This is a genomic window from Jiulongibacter sediminis (assembly GCF_001306455.1).
GTDB classification, from domain to species: Bacteria; Bacteroidota; Bacteroidia; order Cytophagales; family Spirosomataceae; genus Jiulongibacter; species Jiulongibacter sediminis.
This window is the reverse complement of the sequence record NZ_LGTQ01000009.1, coordinates 124683-141326: the sequence shown is the minus strand read 5'-3', so window position 1 is coordinate 141326 and position 16644 is coordinate 124683. Positions and strand designations below refer to the sequence as shown.

The window sequence follows — 16644 nt, the reverse complement described above, 5'->3', positions numbered from 1 at the left end:
CTACTGGTTTCGTAAAACCTTGGCCGCCTCTTTAGCAAAGTAAGTCAAAATCACATCAGCCCCTGCTCTTTTCATACTGAGGAGCATTTCCATCATGGCTTTTTCACCATCCAGCCAGCCGTTTTGGGCCGCGGCTTTGATCATCGCGTATTCGCCACTTACATTATAGGCCGTAATCGGAATATCAAAATTGCTTTTTAATGCCTTGATAACATCCAGATAAGCAAAGGCGGGTTTTACCATCATCATATCTGCTCCTTCGTCAAAATCAAGATCGGCTTCCATGACAGCTTCTTGAACATTGGCGGGGTCCATTTGATAGGTCTTTTTATCACCGAATTTCGGGGCAGAATCCAAAGCATCTCTGAATGGCCCGTAAAAAGCAGAAGCATATTTTGCCGTATAAGCCATGATACTGACATCCGTAAAATCAGCATCATCCAAAGCTTCACGAATCTCGCCGATACGACCATCCATCATATCCGAAGGTCCGATGATATCAGCACCAGCCTCTGCCTGAGCAACGGCCATGTCACAGAGAATCTCGACCGTCTCATCGTTAAGGATTTTACCATCTTGCACGATACCATCATGTCCATCAGAACTATATGGGTCCATCGCCACGTCGGTCATGATTAACAAATCAGGGAAGGCTGCTTTGACCTGACGAATGGCTTCCAGGTAAAGGGTACCCTCTTCCGTGCTTTCAGAGGCCAGATGGTCTTTCTTTTCTTCAGGGTAATTAGGGAACAAACACACGCATTTAATACCAAGCTCCGCCACCTCTTTGAGCTCTATAAGTAACTCATCAATGCTAAACCTGAAAATACCGGGCATTGACTTGATTTCCTGCTTGATCTTCTCTCCTTCCATGACAAACATGGGAAAGATAAAGTCATTTACGCTCAGGGTATGCTCAGCCACCATAGCTCTGATAGCAGCAGATTTTCTATTTCTTCTCGGTCGACGTGTCAGTTCCATTTCCTAGGTTTTTAGGCTGCAAAAATAGGGATTTGATTCCAATCCCACTTTTTTATCTAGTTTTACCTTTCCCAATCCGGAAAAATAATATGACAAATCACCGAGCACCACTAGAAAACTGGGCACAGGTTAATATCAAAAAAGCCCAATGGACACTGGCCGCTACAGAGACCATACGACTGCTAATTGGGCTTTTTCTGGGCTATAAGGTACTGCATGGAGTAGGGGTTAACGAACTTGTTTTGGTTACAATTTTGACCCTTTCCGCCTTTTTTGTAGTCATGAACCGACCTGTAGGTCGTCGGAATTTCAGCCAATACATTAGAAAAGCTGGTTTGCTTTCTCTTTGCTCTTTTGTTCTCAGTTTTACGCTAGGTGGAGTTTTGTCAGGTAATCAGATTAACTCTTCTGCTAATCTGGTCATGGCCTTTGATGATATTACCGAAACTTCGAAAAGTGGACTTTTAGATAAGGCTTTGAAGCAAACAAAGCAACTGAAAGTAGAGCTGAAAGCAATAAAAAAAAACAAGACGAAAGAACCCGCCAAACGCTGGCCGTACCTTTTGTTGTTTCTTTTGAGTCTTCCGTTGACCTATTTCGGCTTGATTTTGAGCTGCAGTTTGTCTTGCTCAGGTTATGGCGTTTTGGCGATACTGACGTTCGTATTAACCTCCGGAGTTTTCAGCGGCGGTATTTTCTTCCTGATCAAAGCTCTACGAAAAAAAGCCTCCAAAAAGTATAAAAACATGAGCTGCGATGAACGCAAAGGCGAATGGAAAAACTTCCTTCTCGTTTGGGTAGTCACTGCCGTTGGAGTGGCCCTAACAATTCTGCTTGGCAATATTTTCGGATAAATTCCTACTTCTTTTGAAGTATTATAAACAGCTCTGAGCCAGCTCTAGGTGCAATGGAATTATGACAAGGCTCCATTGATTTGATGTCAAACAAAGGTTCGAAATAACCAAGATATTCCTCAGAGTTACCACCAAAAGGGGGGCCATCCGGTTTGTGCATTTCAAAAAGAACACCGGCCACTTTGCCTCCAGGTTTCAGCAATTCAGCCATTTTCTGGGCATACTGCTGACGTAAAGAAGGATCAATGGCACAGAAAAAAGTTTGCTCTATCACCAGATCAAAAGTGCCTTTAAGGTCAAAGAAATCAGCATGAATGACCTCACATCTGTCTTCTGCGATTTCTGCTTCAAATTTCACTTTCAGTCGCTCCACTAAAACCTCGGAAATATCCACCAGCGTTACTTTTTTGAAACCTGCAGAGAGAAGATGCTCAGCCTCATGGGAGTTGCCACAGCCAGGTATCAGAATAGATATATCCTTGTTAGTCAATTGATCCACATAAGCTTCTATTGGAGGTGAAACCTGCCCAAGATCCCAGCCTGTGGTGTTCTCCTTGTATCGGGTTGACCAGAAATTATCGTCTAATTGATTTGACATCAAAACCGTGATTTGTTTCAAAGCAGAACGCAAGATGCAGGGCAAAACATTCCTTTAAGTTCAATTTGTCTACATTCCACGGAATTATTTACTTTGCCTGAATTCAACTTTTAACCACATGCTGTTTAACCCTAAAACGCAAACCACTATAGCTCGTTGGGCTTCAAAAAATGTAATTCTTGCTCAAACCCTCCTCTCTGCCGCTGAAATAGGCCGATTGTCGATTGCTTTTTATTTAGGCACTGTTTTGATGGCCAAGGTTGGGGTCAATGAACTACTGTTGATCACCATTTTTACCTTCTCATTGGCTTATGCTGTATTGAAGTGCAAAACCAAAAGGTTGCACTTTAGGAGCTATCTTAGCCGAGCCATGGTTATAATGAGTTTAACCTGGTTCACCAGCTTTTCAATTGGAGGTTTCCTTTCACCACAAAACAATTCTGAACCCTCCGTTTACGCAGGGGATGTGATAACTATTCAGGAGAGTGGATTACTTAAAAAAGCCCAAGAGCAAAATACTTTGGAGCTGACTCGAAAAAAGAGAAACGGACGTTATAAGCCTAAAACAGGAATGGGTAAAAGAAGAATTCTATACGGGTTTCTTTTTGTCCTAAGCCTCGCTTTAACAGCCGCCGGAGCCATGCTTACCTGTACTCTCACCTGTACCGGACTTTGGTATTTTGCTCTTCTGGCCGCAATAACAACGCTCGGACTTTTCTCCGGAGGAATTTACTTTCTTCTGAAAATCTTCAGAAAAGGCCATCAAAGAAAATACCGACAACTCAGGAAATCCCAAAAGCAGGATGAATGGAGAAAATTCTTCAAAGTATGGCTTTTTACCAGTCTAATCGTTTTACTTGGCTTAATAGGTATACCTTTTTTACTCTAAAAGTAAGTTCCGGCAATCAGGGCAAGTAGCCCCAAAAAAGCCAACATTGTCACCAAAGGCATTATGAACTTCAGCCATTTATTAAAACCCACATTTACAACAGTAAGTGAGGCCAGAATGAGACCGGTTGGGTTGATAAAGGCAAAAAGCCCTTGCCCGTACATATAGGCGTTGACAATGAGCTCCCGTCCAATACCCACCACATCTGCTAATGGAGCAAAAATGGGCATTGTAAGTACTGCCATACCAGATGAAGAGGAAATGAATAAAGACAAACCGGTATAAACGACATAAAGCATACCGATGAAAAGTCCTTTGGGCATGCCATCAACAGCTAGCGAGCTTTGATAAAGTAAGGTGTCTGAAATCTGCCCTTGTTCCATCAAAATAGTAATTCCACGGGCTACACCAATGATCAAAGCCACACTCAAGAGGTCTTTGGCTCCATTGATAAAACTTTTGACAAAGGCCTTTTCACCAGTTTTGGCAATAAAACCCATAAGAATTGCTCCGCAAAAGAAGACGGTTGTCATCTCAAGAAACCACCACTCCAAACTGGAAACACCATAAATCATAACAACAAAACAGAGTGCAAAGACGATTAGAATGAATTTTTGGCGACCTGTGAGCAGCTTCCTCTCGGCACCTTTCTTTTGAAGAAAACGCTCTTCCAACTCCTCTTTTTGCTCATAAATTAATGAAGTTGAAGGGTCTTTCTTCACTTTTCTGGCGTACCGCAATATATACCAGAGACAAAGTGAAAGACCAATAAATAACATCATCACACGACCCTGGATGCCTGTAATCCAGTTGATTCCAGCTGAATCCGAGGCGATAATCACACTAAAAGGATTCACGGTACTGGCCATAGTACCAATAGAAGAACCGATATAAATACAGGCGATGGCCACCATGGCGTCATATCCGGCAGCCAGAAAAACCGGAACGAGAATCGGGTAAAAAGCAATCGTTTCCTCGGCCAAACCAAAGGTAGTCCCTCCCGCTGCAATTAATGAGGTAATAATGATGATCAATAAGAACTCCCTGCCTTTCAAAACATTGGAAAGGCTGATAACTCCAGCATCAAAAGCTCCTGTGGAGTGGACCACTCCAATAGCTCCCCCGAGAATTAATACAAATAAAATAATGTCAATGGCTTCCTCAATTCCTTTCAATGGAGCCTGAAAAAAGTCGATAATTCCCTGCGGTTTTGAGGTCGTTTTGTGATAGGTACCAGGTATGCCAATAGGCTTCCAGATATCTCCTTCGGTAAAGTTTTCCAATGGAATTTTGACGCCGATATCATCCAGCGACTCTTGTGTCGCAGGCATTGATTTCTCTGATTCACCGCTGATTCTGAATTCATTTGTTGTGCTATCATACACTAGTCGATCATATTGACCCGAAGGTAAAAACCAGGTAATACCAGCCACCAAAGCCGCAATGATCAATAAAACTGTATGTGCCGATGGGAATTTCATATCGCTGTAATCAGTTCTTCGGCCTAAAATAGACATAAAAAAAGTGAAACACCATTCGGCATTTCACTTTTGAAAAGCAGTTGACAAGGCTTAAATGCCCATACCTGCATATAATTTCACGTCATCTACCTGAATAGTTTCACCACACATAATTACTAAACGCTCTACTACGTTTCTTAATTCACGCACGTTACCCGTCCACTCCAATTTCATCATGTGCTCCATTGCTTCTTTTGAGAATGACTTTTGAGTGTCTCCATACTCTTCAGAAACATCCTGAAGGAATTTATCACAAAGCAAAGGAATATCTGTAGCTCTGTCTTTCAACGCCGGCACATGAATAGGAATCACATTCAAACGGTGGAAAAGGTCTTCTCTGAACTCTCCTTCTTCAATCGCCTTTTTGAGGTCTTTATTCGTCGCCGCCAGTACTCGAACATTGATGCTAATCTCTTTTTCGCCACCTACCCTGGTAATTTTCCCCTCTTGAAGGGCTCTGAGTACTTTGGCCTGAGCTGATAGACTCATATCGCCGATCTCATCCAGAAATAGTGTGCCGCCATCGGCCTGTTCAAACTTTCCGATCCGTTGTTTAATTGCTGAAGTAAATGCTCCTTTCTCGTGTCCAAAAAGTTCTGACTCTATTAACTCTGACGGAATAGCCGCACAGTTAACCTCAATCAGTTTCTTTTTGAAACGACTGCTTTTCTCGTGAATCTGTTTGGCTACCATCTCTTTACCTGATCCGTTCGGGCCGGTTACCAGTACTCGGGCCTCTGTTGGTGCTACACGGTCAATGGTTTCTTTTACTTTGAGAATAGGTGCAGAATCTCCAACGATCTCGTTCTTTTTGTATACACGCTTTTTGAGCGTTTTGATGACCTCTACATCATTTGCTTTCTCAATGGCGTTTCTTACCGTAACCAAAAGTCTATTCAGGTCTGGCGGCTTGGTAATGAAATCAAAGGCTCCACGTTTAGTGGCTTCTACGGCATTCTCCACGTTACCGAATGCTGAAACCATCACAAACTGTGTTACAGAACCTTCTTCTTTGGCTTTGAGGAGTACATCAAGCCCTTCGAGTTTGGGCATTTTAATATCACAAAGGGCCACATCATAGGGTGCACTCAGCACCATATCCAGGCCTTCCTGACCGTCTTTTGCTTCGTCTACCTGATAACCTTCATATTCCAGAATATCTCTGAGTGCATCCCGAATACTCTTTTCGTCATCAATTACAAGGATTTTTGCCATTTGGGTAGCTTAATCGTGGTTTTAGGATTATTATTTTAGCTTGAAAACACATGTTTTACCGAGGCAAGTTAACAAAAAACTTTCATTGACTACGTTGTTTTACAGCCCCAGACCATTCAAAGCTTATATTTTCTATGGTTTATATCCATCCGTAGATAATTTCGGTATTATTCTTGCAGCTACTTCCTTAAAATGTCAGGGAAAAGATGCTAAAGAATTTCGGCAAAATTGCGATGCTGGGTGTGCTTGTGCTTCTAACCTTCTCTTGTAAGAAAAAGAAAAAACTGAATAAGCTTCTTGAAACAGCCGCCTGCCCGGTGATTGCTCTTATTGAGCCCGACGGCACCTCCTGGCGGGATTTTGAATATGTTGGAAAGCAGCTTACACGGATTTATTTCAATGACGACACAAGGATGGTTTTGAGCATCCGCTATGGCGAAGATCAAAGGATCAAAACGTTGGAAATCGATAACGAGGTGGATCTCGAAAAAGTAGTGGTAAGCTATACCTATGATGAGGATGGGCAAATCAGTGAAACCAACTCCTCCATTTCAGGACTACCCTTCATGCATAACGTGTTTACATGGCAAGACAATAAGGTAGTGAGTGTGAAAACCACCGTTGAACTTTTCGGACGCTCAGTAGACGGACAAACGAGAATTGAGTATACCGGAAATAACGTAAGAGCTGTTTATCAATCCATTGATAGTGACCCGGAGAAAATGGTGTATCAGGGCGAAAAGTATGACGATAAGCCCCTGTTTATGCCAGGTGTGTTTCGTCAGGTTTGTCTGGGTTTTGTTGGCATAGCCAATAACTTCTTTTCCTATATGGGCAAAAACAACATGGTGATAGGCAAACTGTATAACGATGAAGGCAAAGTAGATCAGACGACTCAAATCATTTTCGACTATGACAAGAAAGATCTTATCATGTCCGGCGAATACATTATTGAACAAAACGGAGAAATTACCAGCAGTACTCTCAGATACGAGTACGACTGCAACTAAAAATCTTGTGCTTACAAGACTAATAATCCAGTGTATAAAAGAGGCCACCCATTTGGGCGGCCTCCACTGTTTTAAAACCTTTTGTTTGGCTTTATCAAGGCGTTATTAACAAATTTCCTTCTTTACCTCCAAGAATTACCATTTTACTATTTTCTGATTCCGCAAGGGCTTTTTGAGCCTGAATAGCTTCATATTTTAACAGACGATCAGTCAACGTAGAAGTTAGAATTCTTTGATAATCAGCAATACCCTGAGCCTCTACACGCTTTCGCTCGGCTTCCTGCTTTTCTTTCTGAAGTACAAACTCCATTTTCTGAGCTTCCTGCTCGGCATTGATTTTTGACTCAATAGCCAGTTTTACTGATTGGGGAAGTGTAATATTTCTGACCAGTAATTGCTCAAGCACCAGTCCCCTGGACTCAAAATCCTTCTCGATAGCATCAAAAATCTTGTTTTGAAATTCTTCTCTTTTTGAGGAATACAGAGAAACCGCCTCATAGTTGGCCGCCAGGTCTCTGATTCGGGTTCGGGCTATCGGTCTCACAATTACATCACGATACTCCTTACCAAGCTCCCGGTAAATAGCGGGTGCTCTTTCAGGGATAATCCTGTAAAGAACAGTAAGATCAAGAGTTACTTCCAGACCATCCTTCGAGAGGGCTCTGATGGCATCATCGCCGCCCTTATTCCCTTCATCAGTGATACCACTCATGGTGTAATTCTGTGTTTTAATATCAAATTCATGCACCTCCACCAGCGGATTTACCACGTTTAGTCCACTCTTTAAAGTGTTGTCTTTAACATTACCAAACAAACTCTGCACTCCTACCTGACCCGGGTTTATCTGCACTACAGCTTTTGAGAGTGCTCCTAAAATAAGAAGTACAATACCAATCACTCTGATGGTGCCTGAAAGTCGCTGAAGAGGTGATTGCGGGTTATTTAAAACAAAACTGGCTATTATGGCCGCCAGGCCTAAAAACAATAACATTGACATATTTATCGATCGGTTTATTTAGTTCTAAGGTACAAAAAAGCCCCCGCCATTGCCATCAAATCTGGATAAATGGGTCGGGGGCATTTTAACAGGAATGCCGAATGGATGAACTAGTGATCACCCGGTCTCGGCCCTCTTTTAGGAGGCGTAAGATCTATAGTACTGTCTGCTTCCATCTGAGCTCTGATATCCTGAGCCCAGCCAATGAGCGATGCTTTTTCAGCGTCTGTCAGTATGGCGTCTCTGTGAATTAAGGTGTAGCTTTCCAGAGGCATTTCGCCTTCGTCCACCATTTCTACGAGCTCTTCCAGTTTATGCCATTTTACCCAGTCAGGGCTGTAGGCTGCAAACTCTGACAGGTCAAAGTGTTTTTTACCATCATCAACATGGTGAGCAAGAAACCAGGCTACCGGCTGAATATTACTGTACCAAGGGTATTTGGTGTTATTACTGTGGCAGTCATCACAGGCTTTCTCCAAAATAAGACCTACATCATCCGGTACCTCATATAGTGTTCTTATGTCGTTAGGTGAGCGGGTCTCTGAGATGTTCTTTTCAGGCTGTATGAATTGAATCACAATCAAAACTACTAGCAAGCCCAGTAAAATTTTCTTCATCATAGTTTAAAAGGGTTTCGTTTCACCAAATGTACACCTTCTGCTGAAATTGAGAAAATCAGTGGTTGATCAATATGGTTTAAGAAGCCAGCTTTTGTAGTTTTGATATCCCTATTGAAGAACATTAATATGTATATAAATTTCAACGAGAATACTGAAAATAGTTTTGACGCCATCGTTGTTGGTAGCGGTATAAGCGGTGGCATTGCAGCCAAAGAACTTGCTGAAAAAGGTCTCAAAGTGCTCATGATAGAGCGTGGCCCTCAAAATGATCACATCAGCAGTTATAAACATGCTCTTACTCCACCTTGGGAAATGCCTCATCGGGAGAGAATCACCAATGAAATCAGAGAGCGTTTTCCATATATGACCTCTGAGGGTGGGTACCCCGTAAATGAAACCAATGATCATTTCTGGATGCCTTTTGAAGAGAGCCCGTACATCAGAGAAAAGCCTTATGACTGGTATCGGGGTTTTGGTACCGGAGGTAAATCGTTACTTTGGGGCCGTCAGGTTTACCGCTGGAGCGATCTTGATTTTGAGGCGAACCTCAAAGAAGGAGTAGCCATCGACTGGCCTATCCGTTATAAAGACATTGCTCCCTGGTATAGCCACGTTGAAAAATTTGCCGGAGTTAGTGGTGAAAAACTAGGTTTACCGCACCTGCCAGACAGCGAATTTCAGCCGCCAATGGAGCTTAACTGCGTGGAACTTGACCTCAAAGAAAAGATTAAACAAAAATATGGTTCTGAAAGAATCATCACTATTGGCAGGGTGGCTCATCTCACTGAACCTACCGAGGAACAACAAGCATTAGGACGTGCCAGCTGTCAATATCGGAATGCCTGTGCAAAAGGTTGCCCCTACGGAGCCTATTTCAGCACAAATGCCGCCTCTTTACCGGCCGCCATGAAAACCGGAAACCTTACTTTGCTTAGTAATGCAGCGGTCTCTGAAGTCATTTTTGATGAAGAAACTCAAAAGGCGAAAGGAGTTATCGCTATTGACCGGGAGACTAAAGAGAGTAAAGAGTTTTTTGCCAAAGTTGTTTTTCTCAACGCCTCCACTATCGGCACAGCACATATTATGCTGAACTCAAAATCAGCTCGTTTTCCTTATGGTTTGGGAAATGATAGTGGTATGTTGGGTCGAAATCTGATGGATCATCACAGCCGTGCCGGAGCGGGTGGCAGAGTGGAAGGCTTTACTGATCAGTATTATTTTGGACGCAGAGCCAACGGCTTTTTTATTCCACGTTACCGTAACATCGGCAACGATAAACGGGATTATCTACGTGGATTTGATTATCAGGGAGGTGCCAGTCGCGGGCGGGGTAATACCGCCGGCAAACCGTCTTTCGGAGCTGAATTGAAAGAATCTCTCAATGAGCCGGGTAGCTGGTCGGTCTACATGAGTGCATTTGGCGAGACACTGCCATATGAAGAAAACCGAATGTATCTTCATGAAACCGAAAAAGATCCATACGGTATTCCAAAGATCGTTTTTGATGCCGAAATCAAAGAAAATGAGCTTAAAATGAGAGTAGATATGAAGAATGATGCGGCTGAAATTCTGGAAGCCTGTGGCGTCAAAAATGTATTTTCTTTTGCCAACGAAAAACCTCCGCTTGGCCTGTCAAAACATGAAACCGGTACGGCCAGAATGGGTCACGACCCTAAAACTTCAGTTCTTAATAAACACAACCAGGTTTGGGGCTGTGAGAACGTTTTTGTTACCGATGGGGCCGCCATGACCAGTAGCGGCTGCGTAAACCCTTCTCTAACCTACATGGCTCTGGCCGCAAGGGCCGCTGATTTTGCTAAGAATGCTTTAAAACGTGGAGATTTCTAAAAGTTTACAATGACGGGGTGTATTCATCAATACACCCCGTTGTTTCTTTTATATTTTTTCCCATTGCAGATCACCGATGTATCTATAACTAACTTCTCCTGTCTCTCCTAAGGCCAGAAGGTGAATCCATTCGTTATCTATAAGATCTCTTACGTTTTTATGATTCTCCAACACCTGATTGATGGCCTCAAGAGGAGCTTCAATAATCACATTGAGTTTTACGGGCTCATGAAGGACCTGATCTCCGCTGAAGACCGACTGTTGTGGTAATCCAACTCTCAGATCTCCCGAAAATCCTTCAAGGACACCAACTCCGCCTGTTACGTTATGTAAAGTCTTGTTACCGGCCCCCATATTTTTATTATCCACCGTAGAGGCGAAGTATTGAAGACTAATCCAGCTCGTAACGATCATCGGGGCAGTCATAATCAACTCCAGCACTTTAAAGCTTTCGTCCTTTTTCCAATCATAGGAGTGTAAAAAAGACCTTCCCTGAAAATCAATGTTTCTGGTTCTCTCCCGCGGGGCAATCACAAAAGAATAGCAACCTGCCAGCCCCCACTCAGGCCTTACCTGTGACCAGTCTTTGCTGCGGTCTTTGATTACTTTATCAACTTCTCCCTTCAGAGCCATTCTACCAGCTCTTTCTTTTCTCGTCAATCGACCAGCCAGGGTAAATGAATTTTTGATTTGCACAAGCTCTTTGATCTGATCTGGATTGAGCTGACTGAGTTCTTCAAACTCGACCTCATCCGTGGTGGTATCATGTAACCCAGCTAAGAACATCGTTTCGTCAGGAATATCAATCTGGAGTTCTTTCAGAGCTTTTCTAACTTCCGGATTATTCAGAACTTTTGCCGCCACTTTTGCATTGGCCTCTCCGGAATGACCTCCGCAGGCTCCACAATCCAGACCTGAGGCATGCGGATTATTCACCGATGAGGAACCATGGCCTATAAGCAGAACAAACTTTGCAAAATTCTCTGTCAGCGACATGGCTCTTAGAGCATTCGCTGCCATTTCCACCTGCTTTTCCAAAGGAATACCAACCTCTCTATGGCTGTGATGAGCATGATCAATGTTTACTGTTCTGTTCTTGAAATCTTTGCCCGAGTAACCCACTTTTGCAGGGTCATGTACTGCCCTGGTTAGCCTGAAGGTATCGGTTAGCAATTTCACGAGAAAAGTAATTCCTAAAGGGCTCACAAAACTAAAACAGGTCACTGCCCCGGATTTAAGGCTTTTCCAAAGCTTTCTAACCTGATAGTTGAGCTGCCTTTTCTCCTGAGCTTTGGCGTTTTGATCTGCATTTGAAAGGCCTTCTTCAACAGTATACCCGGGGGCCAGTAAGGCCGGGCACTGAGCCTGCCCGTGTTCATGAGCCAAAGGCATATAATTGATGGGAAACGCGAAGAAACCTGCAAAACCCATCGTTTCAATAGCAGTATCAACCTTTTCAAGGTTTCGTCTGAAAGTCTCTGACCTGACATCGATGCAAAAAATAGCCTGAGCTAACTTTCGAGTCGTCTCCGAAGCGTTAACCGGATTTTTCTCCCCTTTAAACTTCTCAATAATTTCTCTTTGGACCGTCCGGTTGAATGCCTCCTGCAAAATCAAATTGGCAGACAGGCTTTTTCGATGACCTGATTGAGAAGACTTAAAATTTTCAGTGTAATTCTCCCAGGCGTCGTTCAGTTCGTCTGTATCTATAGCCTTCATGAGGCAAGCTTCCCAGCAAAGAAGTATGGTTAAAAACTCCTTGAGCTTTGTTTTACCTTCTCCCTGAAGCTCAAGGTTCCAATCAATCTGAGCTATGTATGCTGACCAGCCAGCCGTTTGTAGTAAAAGCTTGTGTAAATAAACCGGAAGAAATTCTTCAGTAATCTCCAGCGTTTCTATGGCCTCCCTTGCTGCCTCCTCAGGCTGATCAGGCAAGGCTTTGATACTGCTACGGAAACCTTTCAAACCCTGAATTTCAGGAGTAAGATCTATCCCGGCTTCAGCTTTCCAGGATTCGAAAATTCCGGATTCAAAATCGCTGGCTTTCCAGGCAGCCTGACCTTTATCAAAATAAGCCGAGGCCCAGAAAGAGATTCTGGAAGTCATGAAAGATCGCCAATCTTTGCCCGTAATTTTGGTGGCCATATCGGCCAGACTCAATATGCTTCTTTTAGATTTTACATCCTCTGAGATGTCAAGACCATTGAGAAATTCATCTGCTTTGAATTCCGAGGCTTCTTTTGAAAGAACCCATTCCAAATCACTTTTACTGATATTACCTTCTCTGTATTTTTCAAGGTAAAATGAGCTTGGAAGTGCCATTTGAATGTTGGCCAGCTCAGAAAGATATTCGGCTGTATCAACGAATTTCTGATCAGCAAATCCGATGAATGGATTCACCGCCACCACATTTTCTAATGACCATAATGGGGCCACTTTTTCACAAGCCATTGTCAGCTCTTTGCTGAGTAGCTGATCTGATATTTTGGATATTGATAGATCAATCATTTAGTTTCTTGGTTAATTTGTTTGTGTTCTAGGACAGAACCATTTCCTCTTTTTCAATTTGCTTGGTGTCCATATCTACTCTTTTTCCTATCACAAAACTGTAGGACTCAGATTCGATAGAGAGAGCTTTGATCATCCGATCAAACAAGACATTTGCATACAGGCCGTTTCTTAAGTGAATACCTAACTTCAGGAAGAACGCTCTTTTCCTAAGCCGGGGGGCAACCATTTGAAGGACCACAATCAAGCTAAAAACGGCGATTATTGCTCCTATGGTCAAATATTTACCTAGGCTCACTCCGGATACCTCTGGCACCTGTCCGGTGATCAAATGACTCATTATAGACTCGAAAAAGAAAAAGGAAAAGGAAATAGTCAGAGCCATGATCAGGCTTTGAAATATCAGGCCGAATTTGATGCCGGAACTGAAAGTTTCAGCGAAAACTCTGGATAAACCCAGGATTATTACCACACCGAGAGCTATCAAGGCAAATTGCTGAGTAAGGTCAACTTGAAATAAGAAGACTGTGAAACTGTAAACTGCAATTGCCGCAAGAACCCCACTTATTGCTTTTACGAAGTTTAGAGAACCTTTCACCTTTTTAAAGCGGGAAGCCCTGATAAGATCAATGGCACTTCCAGATGATAAAAAGGCATGGGCTTTATAGAATGAGTGCCCTACCAAGTGCAACATGGAAGCCGAGAAAACCCCAAGACCTGAAACCATAAAACTGAAGCCCATGTGTGCAATGCTAGAATAACCCAAAGCTGTTTTAACCGAGGGCTGTGTCATATAAACCACCGAGCCGAAAACTGCAGAAAGAGCTCCCACTATCAGAAGAATGTAAGAAGCATAAGCCGAAGCTTCAATTAAATAGGCCATACGAATCACGAGAAACGGACCGGCATTTAACAAACCGGCATGCAATAATGCCGAAACAGGAGTTGGAGTTTCCATAACTTCGACAAGCCATCCATGGGTTGGAAACTGGGCTGATTTAAGGAAAGCTGTTATCAATAAGAGCATAATAGGCAACTCAAATTCTGTAAAGACCAGGCTTGACACATTTGTACTTTTTAGCCAATTGAAAATCTCCTCAAGGTTACCAGACCCAGCTGATTCGTAAAGGAAGTAAGCCGCAGCAATGAACGAGACATCGCCAAGCCTGGCCATAATGAACTTCTTTTTTGCCGCTATCTGTGCACCTCGGCGTTCAGCATAGAAAACAAGAAGATAATGGAGCATTACGCTGGTAACAACCCAGGCCAGTACCAATTGAAACAAGTTCCCCGAAATTACCAGTAGCTGAACAGCACTAAGTGTGCCGGAAAGTCTGCCTATAAACAGCCCCTGACGTTCATCTCCTTCCAGATAATTGACACTAAACTTGAGGATCACGAAACTGAGAATGGATATCATCCCAAACATCAAAAGACTTATGGAGTCAAGCCGAATACTCAGCCCAAGACCCTCAAAACCCCACAAGGCAGACTGAAACACGCCATTATTGGCCACAAAAAAAGCTCCGGTTACCGAAGCTAAAACGCTGAACAAAGCGGCAACAAGACTTATCTGAATAATCGGCTTTGCTTTTTGTCCCGGTGCAAAGGCAGAACTTACAGCTGAGATGAAAAAAAAGGCCGGAGCAATTAGAAACAGTAGAAGTATTAATTTTTCCAAGAGTCTTATGCGTTTTGGTTCAATGGTTCAATGATAACATTTGAATGGATGCGGAACTTTTTACCACTTCCTTTAACTAAATCCAGCGATTCTTTTTTGGCGTTTTTTAACTCCATAATTCGCTGAATGGCCTCTGATTTCGCAACACCAAGACGTTCTTCATGACTGAAATTTTGTGCTACATGAAAATCAATTTTTGATTGAAACAACTCGCTTAATAAATCGACCGCCTCACCTGCTGTAAACTCTCCCCTGATCAGATTTAGAGTTAACTTTTCATCGACCGATTTACGTTTTTCTGACATCGTTATCATAACTGAAATTGTTTTTGGTTCGGGTGCAAAGATGAAGGGCATGATTGATAAATTTTTATTTATATTTGATATGAGCATCATTAATATTTTTTATGAATTACACCTTTCATCAACTTCAGATATTTCTCAAAGTAGTTGAACATGAGAGCATTACGAAAGCCGCAGAAGAGCTGTACATGACCCAACCAGCGGTCTCAATTCAACTTAAAAATTTTCAAAATCAGTTTGATTTAGCCCTGACTGAAGTGATAGGAAGACAGCTTTTCATTACAGAATTTGGCAAAGAAGTGGCAGTTATTGCCGAGCGGGTTGTGCAGGAAATGGAGAATATTAACATGAAAACACAGTCGTTCAAAGGTCATCTGACAGGCCGAATCAAGATTTCCTCCGCCTCTACCGGTAAATATGTAATCCCTTATTTCATTGGCGGGTTTTTTGAACAGCACAGAAGTCTCGATCTCATTCTTGACGTGACTAACAAAACGAGGGTGGTGGAAAGCCTGAAACAAAATGAAATTGACTTCGCACTCATCTCGGTTCTTCCTGAAAACATTGAGGTAGAAGAAGAAATACTCATAGAAAACAGACTCCTGATGGTAGGAAATAAACCTCATAGGGATGAGTCCCGTCCTCTGATTTACAGAGAAGAGGGCTCGGCCACCAGATCTGCAATGGAAGAATATTTCAATACCAAAGAAAAGAACCAACGAAAACGCCTGGAACTCACTTCTAATGAAGCCGTTAAGCAGGCCGTTTTAGCCGGAATCGGTAATTCTATCATGCCCGTAATAGGTATGCATAATGAGCTGCAAAACGGTGATTTGCACGTTCTAAATTATCCTCGTCTACCCATTACCACCCAATGGAGACTTGTTTGGTTAAAGGGGAAAAAGTTGTTACCCGCCAGCCAGGCTCTTTTAGACTATATCAGGAACGAGAAGGAAAATATTATTGAAGAGCACTTCAAATGGTATCAGAATTATGGCTGATTCTGATTTGCTAATCGTCATAAATAGTCCGCTTAGAAAGCCATTCTATCAACTGCCAGGAAACCAGTTTTCAAGGCAGTTGATATTAAGAAGGGTTAGTTCATGAAAATGATTATTGAAGCAACAAGCACTAAGGAAACCAAGGCATATCCGGTATTAATAAAAAACAATTTCCATGAACGGCTCTCCCAAACTATGGCTCCCAAATGATATGGAACGTAAAAGCCGAGCCATGTGAAAAAGGCGGTACTGAATACATTGCTTATTTTACTCATTTCATCCATACCGGGTACATAGCTCCACGCGACGATATTGTGAGATAGTACATAAGCCAGTAAGAAGTTGCCAATCACCATAAAAGCCATACCTTTCATCATCACCTTAGGGTCGGGCTTTTGAGTCATATCCATACCCATTTCTTTCCCCCAGACTTTGCCAAAAAGAGGCGTATACCAGAGAAAACCGAGAATAAAGTTTGCTACCACGGCTACCAGGATAGCAAGCCAGTTGATTTGAATTTCCATACCATTTGGGTTAAAGGGTTAGTTTTCTACTCTTTTGGATTTTCGACTCCTCCCGTTTTTGTAATTGGTTACCGCTCCATTTTTCATCTAAAATAT

At 42.6% G+C, this 16644-nt stretch carries 15 protein-coding genes; 5 read left to right on the top strand and 10 right to left on the bottom strand.

Annotated features, from left to right (window positions below; all coding sequences use genetic code 11):
• Positions 1 to 981 carry a porphobilinogen synthase gene (gene hemB / locus AFM12_RS11280; protein ID WP_055148235.1) on the bottom strand — a complete coding sequence of 327 codons (981 nt, stop codon included), beginning with the start codon at positions 979 to 981 and terminating at the stop codon, positions 1 to 3.
• 89 nt (positions 982 to 1070) lie between these two features.
• Here hemB and AFM12_RS11275 point away from each other — a divergent pair, with 89 nt between their 5' ends.
• Positions 1071 to 1835 carry a hypothetical protein gene (locus tag AFM12_RS11275; protein ID WP_055148233.1) on the top strand — a complete coding sequence of 255 codons (765 nt, stop codon included), beginning with the start codon at positions 1071 to 1073 and terminating at the stop codon, positions 1833 to 1835.
• A gap of 4 nt (positions 1836 to 1839) precedes the next feature.
• Here the strand turns inward: AFM12_RS11275 and AFM12_RS11270 are convergent, their stop codons facing one another.
• Positions 1840 to 2433 (bottom strand): methyltransferase domain-containing protein, encoded by a 594-nt coding sequence (locus AFM12_RS11270; protein WP_055148231.1) that lies wholly within the window; start codon positions 2431 to 2433, stop codon positions 1840 to 1842.
• Between the two features lie 118 nt (positions 2434 to 2551).
• Between AFM12_RS11270 and AFM12_RS11265 the strand changes: the two genes are divergently transcribed.
• Positions 2552 to 3322: a hypothetical protein gene (locus AFM12_RS11265; RefSeq protein ID WP_055148229.1), complete on the top strand. Its 771-nt coding sequence runs from the start codon at positions 2552 to 2554 to the stop codon at positions 3320 to 3322.
• Here AFM12_RS11265 and AFM12_RS11260 read toward each other — a convergent pair.
• Together AFM12_RS11260 and AFM12_RS11255 are read right to left on the bottom strand one after the other, a co-directional pair.
• Complete coding sequence (locus AFM12_RS11260; protein WP_055148900.1) at positions 3319 to 4803, bottom strand: YfcC family protein; 1485 nt, start codon at positions 4801 to 4803, stop codon at positions 3319 to 3321. The two genes, AFM12_RS11265 and AFM12_RS11260, sit on opposite strands and share 4 nt — an antisense overlap.
• Before the next feature lie 90 nt (positions 4804 to 4893).
• The gene (locus AFM12_RS11255) at positions 4894 to 6057 is read right to left on the bottom strand and encodes a sigma-54-dependent transcriptional regulator (RefSeq protein WP_055148227.1); all 1164 of its coding nucleotides are present in this window, start codon (positions 6055 to 6057) and stop codon (positions 4894 to 4896) included.
• A gap of 206 nt (positions 6058 to 6263) precedes the next feature.
• Here AFM12_RS11255 and AFM12_RS11250 point away from each other — a divergent pair, with 206 nt between their 5' ends.
• Positions 6264 to 7067 carry a hypothetical protein gene (locus tag AFM12_RS11250; RefSeq protein ID WP_055148225.1) on the top strand — a complete coding sequence of 268 codons (804 nt, stop codon included), beginning with the start codon at positions 6264 to 6266 and terminating at the stop codon, positions 7065 to 7067.
• 94 nt (positions 7068 to 7161) lie between these two features.
• Here the strand turns inward: AFM12_RS11250 and AFM12_RS11245 are convergent, their stop codons facing one another.
• Entirely contained in the window at positions 7162 to 8064 is a 903-nt protein-coding gene (locus AFM12_RS11245) for a prohibitin family protein (protein WP_082391300.1), read from the bottom strand.
• 110 nt (positions 8065 to 8174) lie between these two features.
• On the bottom strand, positions 8175 to 8684 hold the full coding sequence (locus AFM12_RS11240) for a heme-binding domain-containing protein (protein WP_055148223.1): 510 nt from the start codon (positions 8682 to 8684) through the stop codon (positions 8175 to 8177).
• A 126-nt stretch (positions 8685 to 8810) separates the two neighbouring features.
• Here AFM12_RS11240 and AFM12_RS11235 point away from each other — a divergent pair, with 126 nt between their 5' ends.
• The gene (locus tag AFM12_RS11235) at positions 8811 to 10532 is read left to right on the top strand and encodes a GMC oxidoreductase (RefSeq protein ID WP_055148221.1); all 1722 of its coding nucleotides are present in this window, start codon (positions 8811 to 8813) and stop codon (positions 10530 to 10532) included.
• A 48-nt stretch (positions 10533 to 10580) separates the two neighbouring features.
• Here AFM12_RS11235 and AFM12_RS11230 read toward each other — a convergent pair whose 3' ends face one another.
• From AFM12_RS11230 to AFM12_RS11220, 3 genes are read right to left on the bottom strand one after another with little or no spacing between them, the layout of a single operon-like run.
• Positions 10581 to 13040 carry a YbcC family protein gene (locus tag AFM12_RS11230; protein WP_055148219.1) on the bottom strand — a complete coding sequence of 820 codons (2460 nt, stop codon included), beginning with the start codon at positions 13038 to 13040 and terminating at the stop codon, positions 10581 to 10583.
• 28 nt (positions 13041 to 13068) lie between these two features.
• Positions 13069 to 14721 carry a proton-conducting transporter transmembrane domain-containing protein gene (locus tag AFM12_RS11225; RefSeq protein ID WP_055148217.1) on the bottom strand — a complete coding sequence of 551 codons (1653 nt, stop codon included), beginning with the start codon at positions 14719 to 14721 and terminating at the stop codon, positions 13069 to 13071.
• A 5-nt stretch (positions 14722 to 14726) separates the two neighbouring features.
• On the bottom strand, positions 14727 to 15116 hold the full coding sequence (locus AFM12_RS11220) for a hypothetical protein (protein ID WP_131458324.1): 390 nt from the start codon (positions 15114 to 15116) through the stop codon (positions 14727 to 14729).
• 11 nt (positions 15117 to 15127) lie between these two features.
• On the opposite strand from AFM12_RS11220, the gene AFM12_RS11215 reads away from it, so the two are divergent.
• Positions 15128 to 16024, top strand: coding sequence for a LysR family transcriptional regulator (locus AFM12_RS11215; RefSeq protein ID WP_055148211.1), 897 nt, complete (start codon positions 15128 to 15130; stop codon positions 16022 to 16024).
• A gap of 95 nt (positions 16025 to 16119) precedes the next feature.
• On the opposite strand, the gene AFM12_RS11210 is transcribed toward AFM12_RS11215, so the two are convergent.
• The gene (locus AFM12_RS11210; protein ID WP_055148209.1) at positions 16120 to 16548 is read right to left on the bottom strand and encodes a DUF1761 domain-containing protein; all 429 of its coding nucleotides are present in this window, start codon (positions 16546 to 16548) and stop codon (positions 16120 to 16122) included.
• Positions 16549 to 16644 lie beyond the last annotated feature (96 nt).